General features: G+C 70.2%; 15 protein-coding genes. 9 read left to right on the top strand and 6 right to left on the bottom strand.

Going from position 1 to position 16,145, the window contains the following annotated elements; all coding sequences use genetic code 11:
• Positions 1–389: 389 nt before the first annotated feature.
• A complete protein-coding gene (locus ACQRUO_RS11270) occupies positions 390–1,142 on the bottom strand; it encodes an XF1762 family protein (RefSeq protein WP_428315663.1) in 753 nt (250 codons plus the stop codon).
• A 305-nt stretch (positions 1,143–1,447) separates the two neighbouring features.
• On the opposite strand from ACQRUO_RS11270, the gene ACQRUO_RS11275 reads away from it, so the two are divergent.
• The 8 genes from ACQRUO_RS11275 to ACQRUO_RS11310 all read left to right on the top strand — a co-directional run bounded on the left by ACQRUO_RS11275 (position 1,448) and on the right by ACQRUO_RS11310 (position 10,109).
• Positions 1,448–1,867 (top strand): DUF3052 domain-containing protein, encoded by a 420-nt coding sequence (locus ACQRUO_RS11275; RefSeq protein ID WP_428315664.1) that lies wholly within the window; start codon positions 1,448–1,450, stop codon positions 1,865–1,867.
• Between the two features lie 1,671 nt (positions 1,868–3,538).
• Positions 3,539–4,048, top strand: coding sequence for a transposase (locus ACQRUO_RS11280; protein ID WP_428315724.1), 510 nt, complete (start codon positions 3,539–3,541; stop codon positions 4,046–4,048).
• 315 nt (positions 4,049–4,363) lie between these two features.
• Complete coding sequence (locus tag ACQRUO_RS11285) at positions 4,364–5,170, top strand: S1 family serine peptidase (RefSeq protein ID WP_428315665.1); 807 nt, start codon at positions 4,364–4,366, stop codon at positions 5,168–5,170.
• Between the two features lie 63 nt (positions 5,171–5,233).
• Positions 5,234–6,042, top strand: a protein-coding gene (locus ACQRUO_RS11290; protein ID WP_428315666.1) for an IS5 family transposase whose coding sequence is annotated in 2 segments (ribosomal slippage) — positions 5,234–5,573 and positions 5,573–6,042 — 810 coding nt in all. Because the reading frame shifts where the segments join, the coding sequence is not laid out codon by codon here.
• Positions 6,043–6,110: 68 nt separating this feature from the next.
• Positions 6,111–6,485, top strand: coding sequence for a peptidase inhibitor family I36 protein (locus ACQRUO_RS11295; RefSeq protein ID WP_428315667.1), 375 nt, complete (start codon positions 6,111–6,113; stop codon positions 6,483–6,485).
• Between the two features lie 259 nt (positions 6,486–6,744).
• Complete coding sequence (locus ACQRUO_RS11300) at positions 6,745–7,422, top strand: helix-turn-helix domain containing protein (protein ID WP_428315668.1); 678 nt, start codon at positions 6,745–6,747, stop codon at positions 7,420–7,422.
• Between the two features lie 95 nt (positions 7,423–7,517).
• Positions 7,518–9,794, top strand: a complete 2,277-nt coding sequence (locus ACQRUO_RS11305) for a Helicase associated domain protein (protein WP_428315669.1) — start codon at positions 7,518–7,520, stop codon at positions 9,792–9,794.
• Positions 9,795–9,977: 183 nt separating this feature from the next.
• Positions 9,978–10,109, top strand: a complete 132-nt coding sequence (locus ACQRUO_RS11310) for a hypothetical protein (RefSeq protein WP_428315670.1) — start codon at positions 9,978–9,980, stop codon at positions 10,107–10,109.
• Between the two features lie 91 nt (positions 10,110–10,200).
• On the opposite strand, the gene ACQRUO_RS11315 is transcribed toward ACQRUO_RS11310, so the two are convergent.
• Positions 10,201–10,776 carry a 3'-5' exonuclease gene (locus ACQRUO_RS11315; protein ID WP_428315671.1) on the bottom strand — a complete coding sequence of 192 codons (576 nt, stop codon included), beginning with the start codon at positions 10,774–10,776 and terminating at the stop codon, positions 10,201–10,203.
• A gap of 1,425 nt (positions 10,777–12,201) precedes the next feature.
• Between ACQRUO_RS11315 and ACQRUO_RS11320 the strand changes: the two genes are divergently transcribed.
• Positions 12,202–12,594 carry a hypothetical protein gene (locus tag ACQRUO_RS11320; RefSeq protein WP_428315672.1) on the top strand — a complete coding sequence of 131 codons (393 nt, stop codon included), beginning with the start codon at positions 12,202–12,204 and terminating at the stop codon, positions 12,592–12,594.
• 335 nt (positions 12,595–12,929) lie between these two features.
• Here ACQRUO_RS11320 and ACQRUO_RS11325 read toward each other — a convergent pair whose 3' ends face one another.
• The 4 genes from ACQRUO_RS11325 to ACQRUO_RS11340 all read right to left on the bottom strand — a co-directional run bounded on the left by ACQRUO_RS11325 (position 12,930) and on the right by ACQRUO_RS11340 (position 15,880).
• The gene (locus ACQRUO_RS11325) at positions 12,930–13,115 is read right to left on the bottom strand and encodes a hypothetical protein (RefSeq protein ID WP_428315673.1); all 186 of its coding nucleotides are present in this window, start codon (positions 13,113–13,115) and stop codon (positions 12,930–12,932) included.
• Positions 13,116–13,315: 200 nt separating this feature from the next.
• Positions 13,316–13,831: an NUDIX domain-containing protein gene (locus tag ACQRUO_RS11330; RefSeq protein ID WP_428315674.1), complete on the bottom strand. Its 516-nt coding sequence runs from the start codon at positions 13,829–13,831 to the stop codon at positions 13,316–13,318.
• Complete coding sequence (locus ACQRUO_RS11335; protein ID WP_428315675.1) at positions 13,828–14,412, bottom strand: NUDIX hydrolase; 585 nt, start codon at positions 14,410–14,412, stop codon at positions 13,828–13,830. Before ACQRUO_RS11335 ends, ACQRUO_RS11330 begins: the two co-directional genes overlap by 4 nt.
• Before the next feature lie 76 nt (positions 14,413–14,488).
• On the bottom strand, positions 14,489–15,880 hold the full coding sequence (locus ACQRUO_RS11340; RefSeq protein ID WP_428315676.1) for a sporulation protein: 1,392 nt from the start codon (positions 15,878–15,880) through the stop codon (positions 14,489–14,491).
• Positions 15,881–16,145 lie beyond the last annotated feature (265 nt).

A 16,145-nucleotide genomic window follows, 5' to 3' on the forward strand; every position in this document is an offset into this window, starting at 1 on the left:
GCCGAACAGACCGCCGCAGGTTGCAAGAAGCGTGACCAGATGGTTCCAACAAGCGTGTCCCGCAGGGTCGAAACCGCCAGGTCACCACACCACGCTGGTTCCATCTATCGTGTCCCGGCACAGCCGTGCGCCCGCAGCGCGGGCGACAGCGTTCGCAAGCCTCCTCCACGGGGCCACGATCGCCGATGATGACCCGTCGCATCACCAAACAGCAGTGCAGCGGCAACGTGAAGGTGCTCAGGAGCGAGGCGGTTCAGCGGACAGCGCGGTTCAGGGGCTGACCAGCAACTGCCTTGATGGCATTCCGGCCGCGGTGTGAGGGTGGGCGTGGCGTTCGTAGCAGCGGGCGCAGCACGTCGACTACATCCGGACACTCGCAGAGGAATCGGTCAGGACCCTGCGAGGCTCTCGCTATCCTGGAGTCGTAGCCGACCTCCTGAGGTTGGTTCGAGGGGCGGCGGGCCACCTGGTCCGCCGCACGGGTGCGGCGCCCGTGATGCCGCGACCGGCGGCCGCGCCAGCCTGCTGTCTCGACAGGGGGTCCACCTCATGGTGGGCGGCCGCCGTTGTGCGACCCGCCTCGTTCTTCGGCAGAGCGCTTGCCTCAGCACAGCCCAGTCGGGAAGAGGGACTGCTGGAGCGCGTGACCGTCGCTGGCGCGCGGCGCAACTTCGCAGCAGCGCGGGCAAGCGGCTGGCATCCCCGGTGGTGGTCTCCCACCGCCGGCGGCCGATGCGCTCCAGCGTAGGGCGCTGGCGTGGGCGGGATGGGGTGTCCCAGCCCGCCCGGGCCCGCCGTACAGCGGCCAGGTGCCAGCCGGCCGCGCGAAGGCTTGTGCAAGGCTCGGGGTCCTGGGTGTAGGTGATGGCGCGGCGGAAGCCGGCGGCGCGGGCGGTGCGCCACACCGCCCCGTACAGAGCTGAGCAGGCGTTGGGCGTGCCGTCGCCGGCCAGTCGGGTCACCTCGATGGTCAGCTCGTCGTCCAGTGCCCGGGCCACGGGGCGCCCGGCGATGGCGACCGCGACGAGCAGGCCGCACTCCAGCGTCAGCCCCAGGCTGAAGCGGTGCCCCCGCGGGGCGCGGTGATGGCGGTGGTGAGGGTCGATGAAGCGGCAGGCCGTGCGGAAGTCGAGCGGGCGCACCGTCAGCCGAGCGGCCCGCCCGTCCCGGTGTCGGTGGCCAGTTCGGATTTCCCGGGTACAGCCACCTGGCGGGGAGTCATCTGGCTGTGCTCGAAGCTGCGCTGGGTCACCACTGCCGGTCTCGGTTTCCAGTACATCCGATGGCCGGCCAGGAGTGCTGCTCGCGCAAGACAGTCGGCGCGACGACCACGGACTGAGCCGGACGGAGTAGAGATTGCAGGTTGTCGCGACAGGAATCCGGAGATCCTGCTTGGCTAGCGGGTGGTGGTGCGTGAGGGGCGCACCCTGTCCGGAAGGAGACTGTGGTGTCGGCGAGCACAGACCAGGCGGAAGAACGGACTAATCCGGCAGCCCGGCTCGGCTTCGAGCCCGGCCAAGTCGTCCAGGAGTTGGGACACGACGAGGACGTCGACAATGACCTGCGCGAGGGCATTGAGGCGGTCATCGGCCACACCCTGGTCGATGAGGACCACGACGACGTGGCCGACGTTGTTCTCCTGTGGTTCAGGGACGAAGATGGCGACCTCACCGACGCTCTGGTGGACGCGATCGGGGGCCTCAACGAGGGCGGCGCGATCTGGCTCCTCACCCCCAAGACCGGCCGGGACGGCTACATCGAGCCCAGCGACATCCAGGAGGCCGCGCAGACCGTCGGCCTCTCCCAGACCAAGACGATCAGCGTCGCCGCGGACTGGAGCGGCACCAAGGCCTCTCCCAAGCGGTAGGAGCTGAACGCCCCGGCCAGTGACCGGCTCCGCATCTCGATGGCATTCGCCCCGCCGAGGGTGTTCACAATCCGTAGCTGGGCATCCGGCTCTGGGGAGCGTAACTGGCCGCCTATGCGGACCGCCAGTGGGGAATCTGTGGCTATCCCCGGGAGGTGATCTTGGCCGCTGACATCCCGGCCGGGGCGCAGCGCCTGCCCGTCAGTACCGGGCGCCTGGTCCAGGTTTGCTCCTGGCGAGGGGAGGGTGGTGCTCTGGTGGTTCATCAGTACCTGACGCTGTCGGGGATCTTGGAAATCGGGCCTCCTGGAGGTGATCAGATTGCTTTGACCTCGGCGCGTTTCTCCACGTCAGAGGCTTGTCAGGTGGTCCTGGTGGAGTGGTTGGGGCGGAGCCCGAGGGGTGTGACCGTTCGGCGAACGGATCGTTCGTGGCGATCGTGGCTGAAGTGGTGGGTGGGGTTGATGGGATCGTGCGATTCACTCGTTCGTGGGCTGACCAGCGGGAACCCACCCTTCGGCAGCGGCTCGTAGTGGGACGGTTGGGCCCCGCGACCTCGGAGGATCGAGATGTGTGTTCGCTCCCGTTCCGGCCTGGTGATTCCGGAGCTGACCATGCGGGTGGCCCGCGCGAGCAACCCGCGCGGCACCACAGCGATGGCGATCCGCGATCACCTCGAAGGGCTGTGGAGCGACGAGGACTTCGCCGAGTGGTACCCGCAGGACGGGCGGCCCGGCCTGTCGCCGGCTCAGCTGGCCACTGTGTCGGTTCTGCAGTTCCTGCTGGAGCTGTCCGACCGGCAGGCCGCGGAGTCGGTGCGGTGCCGGATGCTGGCGGACTTCCGCGAGCGCCTGGCCGAAGATGGCCGTGCCGACAAGCTGCTCGGCCTCGCGCTCGAGAAGATCAAGGCGGTCGGCCTGGTCCGCGAGCGCGGCCGGCAGCGCACCGACTCCACCCACGTCCTGGCCTCCGTGCGCGACCTGACCCGGCTGGAGCTGGTCACCGAGGCGATGCGCGCCGCGCTGGAGGAACTTGCCCGCCGTGCCCCGCACGAGCTGGCCGGCCTGGTCACCGAGGAGTGGGGCCGGCGCTACGGCCGCTCGGCCCGGCTGGGCAAGAACCCCTCCCGGCCCAAGGGCCGGATCAAGGAGACCGGCGACGACGCGCACCTGCTCCTGCGCTACCTGCCCGCGCTCCGCGACGGCGAACAGGTCCAGGCCCTGCGGCAGATCTTCCTGCAGAACTACTGGCTCGACGCCCAGGAGAAGCTGCGCTGGCGCGAGACAGACACCGCCGGCCTGCCGCCCTCCGCCACCGCGATCGTCTCGCCCTACGACCTGACGGCCCGGTTCGCGCGCCGCGGCGACACCCGGTGGAAGGGCTTCCTGGCCCACGTCACCGAGACCTGTGACGAAGGCGCCGTGAACGTGATCACCGACGTGACCACCACGAACGCCGCGACCCACGACAGCAAGACCCTGCCGGTAGTCCTCGACCGGCTCGACCAGCGCGAACTGCTGCCGCTCGAACACTACGTGGACGGCGGATACCTCCGTCGTCTCCAAGCAGCGCGCCGCCCGCGAGTACGGCGTCGGCCTGGTCGGGCCGATCAGGGCCACCAGCACCCGAAAGTCCCGCAAGGGCAACGTCTTCCACCGCGACGCCTTCGTCATCGACTGGGACGCCAAGCAGGTCACCTGCCCCTCGGGGAAGACGAGCGGCTGGTGGACAACGCCCCCGTCCCTCGCCCCGTACGTCACGGCCAGCTTCTCCGTCGCCGACTGCCGCCCGTGCCCGTTGAAGTCGTCCTGCACCCGCACCGACGCCCGCACGGTGACCTTCCTGCCGCGCGAGCTCTACAACATCCAGTCCGAGTCCCGGGCCGAGCAGCAGACCCAGGAGTGGCTCTCGCGCTACTGCCTGCGGGCCGGCATCGAGAGCACCATCAGCGAGTTCGTCAACGGCCACGGCATGCGCCAGTGCCGCTACCGCAGCGCGGACAAGGCCCACGTCCAGCACGTCCTGACGGCCATCGCCGTCAACCTCGAACGCATCGGCGCCCACCTGCCAGCCGCTCCAGAGCGCCGGCCACGGACACCGACCGCCCTGCAGGACTACCTCGACCAGCGCGGCATCGCCCGGCCGCGCTCCTGGCGCGTCGCCACCCACCCCACCGGCTGACCTACACACCGAGAGGGTGAACGAACCCCGAGTCTCCACAGCGGCTCAAGGTTCGTTCACCCCTGAAGCCGAGGCCGGCCAGGAAGCCGAAGCACCCCGCTGACCGGCCGGCCTGTGCCGGAAAGCGGCCCGCCCCCGTCACGACAGTGCGCGCCCGGCCCGGGGTCGGGCGTTCGGTGCCTGGTTCTGGTCTTCGTTCCGGTCGGCGTGGTTCTCGCTCGGATGGCGTGTGTCGGGGGGCAGGTGGGGGCGGTGGTTGGTTGCATGGCATCGGTGCAGCAGGGCGCTGCTTTCACGAGCACGAGGGAGTGAGTCATGTCGTTTCGTTCGGGTGCGCGCCGGACGGGTCTTGCTACCGCTGTCGCGGTCACGGTTGGCCTACTGGCGGGCCCGCAGGCGCAGGCGCTGACCGGTGGTACACCCGCCGGGCCAGGCCAGGACCTGGAGGAGGTCGCGTTCCTCCACCCTGACGGGTCGTTGGCCTGTGAAGGCTCGATCATCAGCGCGACGGCGGTCCTGACCTCGGCGGCCTGTGTGGATGGCGAGCACGGGCTGACCCTCGCCTTCCGCTACGGCTCCCACGACGACCACGAGGGCGGGCACATCGCCTTGATCGGCACCCGGGTGATCCACCCGGACTACGACCCGGCCACACACGACGCCGACATCGCCGTGGTGCACCCCCTCCTGCCCATGGTCCTGGACGCCAACGCACAGCCCGTCCAGTTGGCCACCGCGGGATCGGACCCCGGCCCGGGTGCCACGCTCATCGTTTCGGGCTGGGGCGACGCCACCACGCAACAGCCGGCCCGAGCCTTCCCCCTCCCGGTCATCCCCGATGAACAGGCGAAGCAACTGTTCTCGACCGAGATCACCCTCTCGCAGTGCCAAAGCGCAGTGGGCAGCGACGTCAATCCGACGGACATGCTGTGCGCGCAGAGTCCGGGAGGATCCGCCTGCGGCGGCGACTCGGGCGGCCCGTTGACCCTGGACGGTCCGAACGGCAGGAGCGTCCTAGTCGGCGCCACCTCGTTCGGGATTCAAGGGTGCCCCAAGGGGGCCCCCTCGGTGTTCACCCGAGTCTCGACGTTCAACCAGTGGATCAAGGATATGGCTTACTGATCGTTTCAGAATGAGTTGAGCTGCACTCTTGTGCTCGACGATCTTGGGCGGCAGGCTGTTCCGGTGCGTGTTGATCTTGTTCCGGATGACCTGTGGGAGCGGGTGGCTCCGCTGCTGCCGCCCGCTCCCGAACGACGCCACCGCCACCCCGGGCGGCTACGAGTCCCGGACCGGGCGGCCCTGGCCGCGATCGTCTACGTGCTGCGGACCGGTGTCGCCTGGCGCGATGTCCCCGCACAGGCCGTGGGCTGCTCCGGCGTCACGGCCTGGCGCCGACTGCGGGACTGGACCGAGGCCGGCGTCTGGCCCCGCCTGCACATCGCACTGTTGACCGAACTGCGCCGCGCGGACCTGCTGGACCTGGACGACTGCGCCGTGGACGGCTCGCACGTCCGGGCCCTCAAAGGGGGGATCATGTCGGCCCCTCGCCCGTCGACCGCGCCCGCCCCGGCTCCAAGCACCATGTGATCGTGGACCGTTGCGGCACCCCGCTCGCCGTGACACTCACCGGAGCCAACCGCCACGACGTCACCCAGCTGCTGCCCCTGCTGGACGCGATACCGCCGATCCGAGGGCTGCGGGGACGCCCAAGGCGAAGGCCCCGGCGGCTGTTCGCCGACCGGGGCTACGACTTCGAGAAGCACCGCCGCCTGCTGTGGAAGCGCGGCATCAAGCCGATGATCGCCCGACGCGGCGTCGCCCACGGGTCCGGGCTCGGCAAGGTGCGCTGGGTCGTAGAGCGCGCCTTCGCCTGGCTCCACCAGTTCAAGCGCCTCCGCACCCGTTACGAGCGTCGAGCCGATCTACACCAGGGACTACTCGACTTCGCCTGCAGCATCATCTGCCTCCGGCGCCTTCGAAAGTCATTCTGAAACGATCAGTTAGTGCCTGTCGCCGTCGGCTACTCGAATGTCGGCGTCCCCCCGATGAACGGAGTCCCATGCGTCGCCGCGCCGCTCGTCTCGCTGCCGTCGCCCTGGCCGCCCTCGGCCTCTCGGCCGCCGCCACCCCCGCGACCTTCGCGGACACCCGCGCCACTGCGTGCCCGAAGGGCTACTTCTGCCTCTTCGAAGGCCCGCACGGGACCGGCAGGCTCCTCCTCGCCGAAGACGCCCACATCACGAAGGACGGATTCCATCTCCGGGAGCTCGACGACATCGAGCCCCCCATCCACCCCCGCTCCGCCTTCGACCCCTCCCCGACGACTTCGGCTGCATCGTCCGCCTCAACGACCTGCCGGACTTCCGGGGCCAAGAGCAGGAGACCGACAACTACGGCTTCCACGAGCTCGACGGCCGCCGGGTCGGCTCCCTGACCCCTGACTGCGGCTGAGGTTCGCCTGGGTCTCGTGACCGCCCGTCCGTGACCTGGGGTTCGGGGGCGAAGCCACGGCAGCCGGCTTCGCCCCCGAACCGCTCTCCTACCACTGCCCGGTGCTTCCGCGGCGGGCGCCGTCTGCTGTGCGTCCGCCGGCTCGCCCAGGATGATCACGGCCGGGTGGAGGTCGAGCCGGCAGGTACTGACCGTTCGTCGAACACCTGCGCCATTCCTACCTCGGCGCCCGGGCAGGTCGGGTGACCCTTGCCGTGCCCAATCGGGCATGCGAACCCGACCTTCTCCAAGATCCCCGACAGCGTCAGGCACTCACCAAGGGCAAAGGCGCGGCATTCGTCCAGGCACTGCGCCAGGTAGCCCGCGCCGTGCGCGGCGGAGAGCGGGACGCTGAGGCCCTGCGGGGCATCGCCCAGGAGAACGTGACCCCCCGCCGGACCAAGACCGGGAAGAAGGCCCGAGTCCGGGGCAAGGACATCATCGGCGAGGCCGGCGGGTCGATGACCGGCCGGGCCGGAGCCCAGGCGATCCGCTCCGGCGCGCCGCACCTCGCGCAGGTCGTCCACGCGGCCGCGGAGGCCGACGGGCGGATCGCGATCACCGTCCGCATGCGCAAGCAGCACTACAAACTGCCTGCCGGATCCGAACGGGACTCGGCAGGCCTGCGGCGCGGCGTGGTGCCCCGCTCGGACGGCACCGAGGAGCGCACCTACGGCTCTTCCGCCACCGGCGGATTCAGCGCCCGCGAGTGGTCCGCGCGCGTCGCCTCAGCGCACGGCGACGTCGTCCACGCCGTCCTGATGTGGCTGCAGGAGACCGGCCGCGCCGAGGACGATGCGGAGATCGTCTACCTGGAGATCCGCACCTGGATCCCGCGCACCCGGACCTGGACGAGCGAGGTCGTCATCAACAACGGCTGAGTCGGGCAACGCGGGAGAGTCTCCGCAGCTGCGACACAGGACCAGACCGCCCCGCAACCCGTTCCCCGCACGACAGACCAAGGAGAAGCCCCGCAGTGGACACCGCCACCGCACCGGCCGCCGTCCCGACGGCGGCCGCCGCCCCAGTGCCGGACCAGCCGCCCGCCACGGTGCCCCTGCACTGGTTCCAGAAGGAAGCCGTCGCAGCAGCGGTGAAGGCACTGTGCGACGGTGGCCGCGCCACGATCGTCGCCGCGACCGGATCCGGCAAGACGCTGATCGCCGCCCGCTGCGCCTGGCGTCTGGCCGCGAAGTCGGCGGTGCTGGTCCTGGTTCCCACGATCGAGCTGCTGGAGCAGACCGCCGCCGCGTGGTCGCTCAAGGGCGGCCGACGAGGTCTGTCGATCGCCGCCTGCTCGAATGAAGAGGCCCTGGAGCAGGCCGAGGCCGGTGGTCGGCTGGACGCGCACGTCACTACCGACGCCGCCGAGATCGCCGACCTGGTCGCCTCCGCCCGGCCGGGCGAGCCGGTCACCCTGTACGCGACCTACGCCTCGCTGGAGCGGATCGTCCAGGCCCACCAGCTCTGCGGCATGCCGGCCTTCGACCTCGTGATCATCGACGAGGCGCACCGCACCGCTGGCGCGTCGGCGAAGGCGTGGGCCGCCATCCACACCGACGCCCAGGTCCCGGCTCGGCGCCGGCTCTACATGACCGCCACCCCGCGGATCGCCGACGACACCAAGGCCTCCGACAGCCTGGACACCCTCCTCGACGGCGCGCTCCCCGAGCTCTGCTCGATGGACGACGAGCGGATCTTCGGCAAGATCGTCTACGAGTGGACGCTCGGTCAGGGCATCGAACACGAGTTCCTCGCCGACTACCGCGTGCTCGCCCCCGTCATCACCGACGAGGACCTGCGCGAGCTGCTCAACCTGCCCGCGATCGCCGACCTCAAGTCCCAGTGCACCAACGAGGACCTGCTGCGGCTCGCCCTCCAGGTCGCAGTGCTGCGGGCGATCGAAGACCTCGACCTGCGCAGGGTGCTCACCTTCCACTCCCGAGTGCCGGCCGCCCGCCGGTTCGCCGAGACCCTTCCGGAGGCAGCCTCCCTGCTGCCGGATGCCGAGCGGCCCGAGCACGTCTGGGCCAGGGCGGTAGCCGGCACCGACCGGCTGAAGGACCGGCGCGCCAGGTTCGCCGAGTTCAAGAAGACCACCAGCACCAGCGGGCTCTTGTACGCCATCCTGTCGAACAGTCGTTTGCTGGCCGAGGGTATCGACTTGCCGGCCGTGGACGCGGTGGTGTTCGCGGACCCCAAGAGCTCCGTGATCGACATCGTCCAGGCGATCGGCCGCGCCCTCCGGCAGGCCTACCAACAGGGCAAGGTCGCCTGGATCATCATCCCCGTCTACCTGCCGACCCCGGAGATCGGCGACGACGTCAGCGCGGCCGACCCCGCAGAGGTCAAGGACGCCGGCCCCGGCGTGCGCGCCGAGGCCGACGGAGCGATCGACGCCAGTGCCTTCCGCACCATCTGGCGCGTCCTGCGCGCGCTGGCCGCCCACGACGCCCGACTCGTCGGACGCATCACCGAGCTGCGGACCAACCGGAGCCAGCCCAAGGCGCACGCCGAAGGCGCCGGCGGCACGGAAGGCCAGGGGCAGGCAGTCGAGGCCTTCGGCGAGGAAGCACCAGTGGAGTGGCTCCAGGTGAGCGCCACCGCCAACGCCGCAGCCATCCTGCGGACCCTGAAACTGCGCGCCTTCAGCCCGCGCACCGCCGAGTGGCAACGCCTCTTCGAGCTGGCAGCCGCCTTCTACAGCGAGCACGGACACCTGGACCCGCGCGAGGGCGAGCTGGTCTCCTGGCTCGACCAGCAGCGCTACCTCCACCACGCCGGTCTCCTCCACCCCGCCCGCAAGAACGAGCTCGACCGGATCGGCATGATCTGGAGCAAGCACGCGCACAGCTGGGACCGCGGATTCGCCTACGCGGCGGCCCACCACCACCGCCACGGCGACCTGGCGATCCCCGTCAGCGCCGTGATCGAGGACTACCGCGCCGGCGAATGGATGCGCCGCCAGCGCAAGAACCCCGACCTCACCGCCGAGCAGCAGGCCCGGCTCGACCGGCTCGACCCGCTGTGGCGCCTTGACCCGGACTGGAACCGCTCCTACCGCAGGTACCAGACCTACCTCGCCGCCGGCGGGACCCTCACCGGGCCTGTCAACCGTCCCGGACTCGGCGAGGACCCCACCTTTGCCCCCGGCAAGTGGCAGCGCCGCCAACTCGCCCAAGCCAGCGCCGGCAAGCACACCGAAGAGCAGACCCGACTGCTCACCGAGATCGGGCTCCCGCCCGCAGCCTGACATCGCCCCAATAGCCCGCGGCTGGCCCCGCCGAACCTCGCCTCCCAGGAGCACCACGATGATGGACCGCGACACCACGGCGTCGGCCGCGGCCCCAGGGCAGCCGCCCAGCGATCCGCCGGCCACGCCACGGCCGAGCAAGCCGGCCACCGGAAGCGGCGCAGCGCCCACTCCTTCCTCAACGTGGAGGCGTGGGAGAAGGCGTTGCTGCTCTCCCACGACGGCGTGCTGCCGCGGGGCCTTTCCGGACTCGCGTTCCTCTACCTGCTCGACCTCGTCGCCCACCCCGACCAGCTCGTGGCGAAGCTGCGCTGACGTGGTAGCCCACAGAGCAGCGGTGGCTGGGGCCCTCCGAACTCTCGCAGGGCCCCAGCCCCGTTCGTGCCGACCGAGCTGACCACGCACCTCAGGTCGCGGGGCTGCTGCTCTGCGGCTCCACGGTGATGACGCCGCGGCCCTCGGCGACCCAGGCCAGGATGTCCTTCGCGGCCTCGCAGTCGCCCAGAGCTCGGTGCCCGCCGCCGAGGTGGTAACGCCGGTGCCGGCCCCAGGCCGAGCGTGCCTCCATCAGGCACCACCAGTTCTCCGCATCGGCCAGGCGCCCGGGGCTACGGCCGATCGACTCGGTGTGGCTCGCGATCACCGACCGGTCGTACTCCGAGTTGTACGCCAGCAGGGTCCGCCCGGCCAGCCCCCGTCGCAGCTTCGGCAACACCTCCTCCCAGGTCGGGGCGTCGGCAACCATCGCGTCCGTAATGCCGTGAATGTGCGTGGCGCGGTTCGGGACCTCCGGGTTCACGAGCGTGTCGATCAAGACCCGCCCGGTGTGCGCGTCGATGGCAGCCACCTCGCACACGCGTCCGAAAAGGTCCGTCGTTTCGGTGTCGATCACTGCCGCCACGCCCTTGGCGGACCAGCGCCGGGCGGTCAGGACGGTCTGCAGGCGCTTGCTCCGCAGGTCGATCCCTTCCACGACCTTCACCAGGGCCGAGTCGTCCCCCAGCAGCCTCCGTGAGCAGCGCGCGGGTCAGCTTCAGCTGCTCGGGGTGGTTCCAGGCTGCGGACCAGTCGTCGTCGGCGTTGTCGTAGAGCAGGTGGACCACTGCCTGGTGGCGGTCAGCGAGGATGCCGGCGAGCTTGCGGACGAGGTCGGCGCGCTTCGTGGCCGACATCGCGTACTGCCGCAGCGCGGAGGTGCTCCCCTTCGGTACTGCTCGCACGGCCTCCCAGTCGATGCCGGGCATGTCCCGCACCGCCCAGAGGTCCGCGGTCCGGTACAGCTTGACGCCGACGTATCGGACTCGGCCCACCTGCTTGAAGTGGGTGCTGGCCGGCTCCAGCCACCCTGCGGCCTCCAGGTAGGGGAAGTCGCGCTGGTAGGTGATGTCGAGGAGATCGGCGGCCTCCTGGCCGGCGAGCAGTCGGCGGCCCTCGACCTCTTCCCTGAGCACCCCGTCGGTTGCGAGGGCCTCGACATCGTCGGTGGCCCAGCGACGGAACCGCCCGGCGGGCTTGCCCCGCTGCTCGGCTGCCCAGGTGAACTCCTCCTTGCGCCACCTGCACCGCTCGGCCGCCGCCCGGACGCCGAGCGAGGCCTCGAACCAGGCCAGGCGCTCGGCGACGATCTCGTTCAAGGCCTCCGCGGCCGTGAAGGTCTCGGCGTCACGCGCGGAGTACATCGGGCGGTCGTTGAACTCGCCCATCCGACGCAGCAGTTCACGCTCGGCGAGTTCCTCGACGTCGGAGACCCGAACGCCCTCGATCCCCGTGGCCTTGGTGAGCGCCTCCGCGATCCGCACGGCGCCGAGCGCCCTCAGGTCGTCCAGGCGCGGCATGAGCTCGGGCAGGTCAGCCCGGAGCTGTTCGACTACGGCAGCCGACCAGCGGCCCGACGGGGTGTCGGGGCCGGGGATCACACCGGCGTCGCGCCCCAGCTCGAACAGGTACCGGCCGATGCCGGTCGCCTCGGCCGCCTGGATCGGCCCGTAGTCAGCCCGGGTCGCGGTGCTGGGGTCGGGAGTGCCGGGTGCAGCTGTTGTGGTCATGACTCACGTCCTCGTTCTCGAAGGGACCGAACAAACCGTGACGTATCACCTGAATCTATGTCAAGTAGCAGTGAAAGTGGGCAAGTTGGTGCAATACCCCTTTTCTGTGCGCGCGTAGAGACTCGCCCGAACGGGTGGACATCGAGTCGCGCTGTGCCCCCAGCAGCGGCCCTCCGAGGCGCGATCCGGCAGGGCAGCGTCGCAGTGACGCCCGCAGATCGCGGTCTGCCCGTCAGGGCTCGCCGAAGGCCACGCATCGCGGGGAGTTGAGTCCGCACAGTCGATCTGAGTCAGGGCGCCGCGAAGGTCCAGCGTCGCCACTAGGGTTGACGAAGCGGTGCAGCGACGAAGGCGGGTCACGAGTGAGCAGGCGCAGGATGGACGACGGCCGGCACGGCCCGCGTCACGAGGTGGACTGGGTGGCGTCAGTCGCCGTTGGGGAGACGCGCACCACCCTGGTCTGCCAGTGCGGCGTTCCCACCGCGGACATGGCCGGCCATCTGGCCCACGCCGCGGACGTCCTGCACGTGCCGGGTCCCGCTTGGATCCCCGTCGGCGCGCGCCTCGCGGCGATGCTCGTCGGCGGTGTCGCGCTGTGCCTCGGGCTGATCGCGGGCGCACACGCGGTGCTGACCGGAACCGCGCAGACGGTCGCTCTGGGCCTGTCGCCGGTGGTCAGCTTCGGCGCCACCATGGGCGCCGCCCACGTCCTGCGCGGGTACGTCGTCCCGCTCGCCCCGGCGACCCGGAAGTAGGGAGCTGGCAGGTGGCGGAAGAACCACACCGCATGGACGATGATGCTTCGTTCGTCCTGGCGATGATGCTCCAGGTCATCGCCGCAGTGGACAGGGGAGACCGAGAGCAGGCGGGCAAGCTGATGGATCGGATGCTGCGCGAATCCAGCGACCCCGCCACCACAGCGCCGAGCTCTTGGCCGTTCTGGAAGGCCGCCGGCCGTAGCCCCGCGGTGAGCAGCACTTTTCGAATAGGTACCACGGGTGGCGAGGACGTAGGCGGCTCGCAGGATCACAGCCTCGCACCGCAGGATGCCCAGGGGGCCGTGTTCGCTTCGTCGAGCCGAAGACTCTCGCTATCCGAGCACTGGCTTCAGCAACTGATTGAGGATCGGCTCCAGTAGACCGAAGTAGAAGCCCGCTCCAAGTGCTGCCACCGCCAGACCTTGCGCCGCCCGGACGACTTCCTGCCGCAACAGTCCGCAGAGCAGCACATAGGCCCCAAAGACTGCGACGGTGGCGCCGCCCATCGTGATGAACATGTGCACTGGTGAATCACCCTGAAGTGCTCGGAATCTGACTGCGAACCGTCCCTTTCTAGCGCTCTCTCGCCGTTTACCGCCAGTGAGAATGCGTCGGCCTGGCCACTGCGACCGGCGGGCTCCTGGCGGTGCCGGGGGCCGTCAGCCGTAGTCTCGCGGGGCGGGGCCGATCCCGGCGCGATAGCACTGTCAGGGTGAGGTCAGCGCCAGCTGTAGGTGCGGTCGGTGATTGCGGGGAGCTGGGCGGGCCCCGTCGGCGCGCCCGGGGCCCGGAGCTGGTCGAGGACGTCGCCGACGGCCGGGTAGAGGTGCAGGTCGGCCGCTTCGGGCAGCGGCAGCCAGAGCACCCGGGTGGCGTCCGAGGCGTCCCGCTCGATGGCTGCGACGGTGCTGCGGACGTGCGTGGGCACGGGCAGCACGTGGACGAGGTGGAGCCGGCGGAACAGCTCGTCGCTGCCGGGCCGGGTGGTCAGCTGGTCCTGGACCCAGCGCAGGACGGGCGGGTACGGCAGCCTGGCGACACCGAGGCCGAGTTCCTCCTGCAGCTCGCGCGCCAGCGCGGCCGGGACCTCCTCGGCGGGTTCGACCAGACCGCCGGGCAGCGAGTACTGGTCGCCGTCAGGGCGCTGGCGGTGGATCAGGCAGACCTCGCCCCCGCAGAGGAGGGCGGCGCAGACCCGGATCGCGATGGCCGGCGGGACGAAGGTCTGGGTCACGAGGTTGGTCCCGGAACGGCCAGGCCCTGGGGGAGGGGGGCGATGTTGTCGGCGGTGAGCAGCCCGAGGTGGTCCAAAGCGCGGTATGCCAGTTCGACATCCGTCATGAGCCCGTTGCGGGCGATCTCCTTGAACCTCTCGATGCTGACGAGGTCCACCGTGACGAACTCCATCGGGTCCAGGTTCTGCTCGGCGACGAGCACGCAGTCACGGGCCACGTAGGCGTAGCGCCGGGCGTTGCTTCGGGCGTCGTCCCAGCAGGATCCGGCGAACTCGACGGTCCCCTCGTAGCCGGTCTCCTCCAGGAGTTCACGGGCCGCGGTGTCGCCGGGGTCCTCTCCGTCCTCGATGAATCCGCCCGGCATCTCGTAGAGGATCTCGTCGGGACCGGGGCGGTACTGCGTGGCGATGATGACCTGCATGTCGGGAGTCAGTGCGAGCACGGCGGCCGCGGACGGCTCGCGCAGCAAGTACTTCTTCTTCTCGGTGCCGTCGGGGAGCAGGAAGGTGACCTCGTCCAGGGTCCTTCCCATCACCTCGCCCAACCTGGTGCGGGCCTTCTCGGTCCAGCGTTCGGCCATGGCGTTGTGCCTTTCTCGGTTCTGCCCGGCCGGCTCGTGATTCGCCAGTCGGCCGGAGGCAGGGGGTGATAGTGCGTCAGGCGGTGTGCCCGAGAACCGTCCGGCTCTGGCGGATGAACGTGCTCGCCGCTGCCTCCTTTGCCCAGGGCTGGAGCGAGGTGACGACGTTGCGCAGGTAGTCCTGGGCTCGGGCGGACTCGACGCCCCCCAGGATGCTCAGTGCGCGTTGGCCGACAGCCAGGCCTTGGTCCAGGCGGCCCAGCTGTAGGTGCGCGCTGGCTGTGACGGCCAGGCGGATGCCGGTGGCCCGGGTGTACTGGCCGGACGGCATCGCGTCGGCTTGCGTGCTCCAGCTCAGGGCCGCCTTCGACTGCTTGAGGTCCCGGTGGATCTCGGTGGCGTCGGAGGCGAGACGGGGGAACGAGTAGTACTCCAGCCACTGCGGGTCCCGGCCGTCGTCGCGGATGGCGGACATGAGGTCCTCTGCCTCGCGCAGGGCTCGCGAGGCTGCTGCGGCGTCGCCGGCTTTGCCGTGTGCGCGGGCCTCGGCCAGCTTGGTGAAGCTCAGCACGCGGGGTGCTGCGGCGTGCTTGGCGTGGGTGTACGCGCCCTGGGCCATGTCGATGGCCTCGCTGGGGAACCCGCGGATCAGCGCCTGCAACGCCATGGTGGTCAGGACGTAGCAGCCGGTCTCGGCGTCGCCGCCGGCCTTGGCCATCCGAAGGGCCTGGATGAAGTGCCGCTGCGCCAGGCCGTGCTGCCCTATGTCGAAGGCACTCCAGCCCGCCAGCCGGGCCAGCTCGGCCGTGACGGCGAAGAGCTGACGGCCGATCGGCTCGCTGTAGGTGCCGCTGAGCAGCGGGGACGCCCGTTGGGCCAGGCACGCGTTGACGGAGGAGAGCTTCCAGTTGCCGCCGCCGTAGCGGGCGTCCCACCGCCGCGCCTCCTCCGCGGTCTCGCGCAGTTCGTCGATGTCGGCTTGGCCGACCCGTCGCCCGCCGAGCGTTGTCTCGACCGGGTCTGCGGGGTTGATGAGCCAGCGGGCCGTCGGCGTGGTGAAGTGGGTGATGCCGAACGCTGCTGCGCCGGCGATGACTGTGCGGCGGTCCACGGTGCTCCAGAACTCGGCAGCGGCGGTCACGGCCTGGCCGCGATCCCGAGGGAAGGCCAACCCGGTATCAGCATGCGCCGTGCTGGGTGCCGCCATGCCGATGTCGGCCAGCGTGATGCGCCGGCCGAGCCGCTCGCTGAGGAGGCGGGTGATCAGTTCCGGAGCCGGAGGGTCGGGGATCATCCCCTTCGTCATCCAGTTCGACCAACTGGCGTGGGTGTACTTGCGCTCGTATCCGGCCTGCTCACAGAGATTTCTGAGCCTGAGCGCCAGCGACTTCCTGCTCGCACCGGACTCTGCGACGAGCCGGCTCAGGGCGACGTTCGGTGTCTTGTCCCGGCCCTGCGACTTCGCCACGTGCATACCCCTTCGGATGATCACGCACTGTGCCCTCGTGTTGACGGGGTGTACGAGCCTAGGGCACGCGAAGGGTGCATGGGGGTCGATTCCGTGGTCTATGGACCCCCCTTGTGGCCCTCCCGCGCGCTGACGCGATCGAGTTGGCTAGTCGCACCCACCCGGGCACTGGAACCCCGTACCGGACGGTGCCAAGTGTCGGGGCTGACAGCCCAGTTACGACCTCGTGAGGACGCCATGACCACCTGTCCCGCCTATGCTGGCG

It is taken from the genome of Kitasatospora sp. LaBMicrA B282, assembly GCF_050325825.1.
Lineage (GTDB): Bacteria > Actinomycetota > Actinomycetes > Streptomycetales > Streptomycetaceae > Kitasatospora.

What these genes read in the sequence shown, in the direction of transcription:
- ACQRUO_RS11335 (WP_428315675.1), bottom strand. Translation starts at nt 14,412, where the DNA reads ATGGCCGAACGCTGGACCGAGAAGGCCCGCACCAGGTTGGGCGAGGTG.
- ACQRUO_RS11295 (WP_428315667.1), top strand. Translation starts at nt 6,111, where the DNA reads ATGCGTCGCCGCGCCGCTCGTCTCGCTGCCGTCGCCCTGGCCGCCCTC.
- ACQRUO_RS11285 (WP_428315665.1), top strand. Translation starts at nt 4,364, where the DNA reads ATGTCGTTTCGTTCGGGTGCGCGCCGGACGGGTCTTGCTACCGCTGTC.
- ACQRUO_RS11325 (WP_428315673.1), bottom strand. Translation starts at nt 13,115, where the DNA reads ATGTTCATCACGATGGGCGGCGCCACCGTCGCAGTCTTTGGGGCCTAT.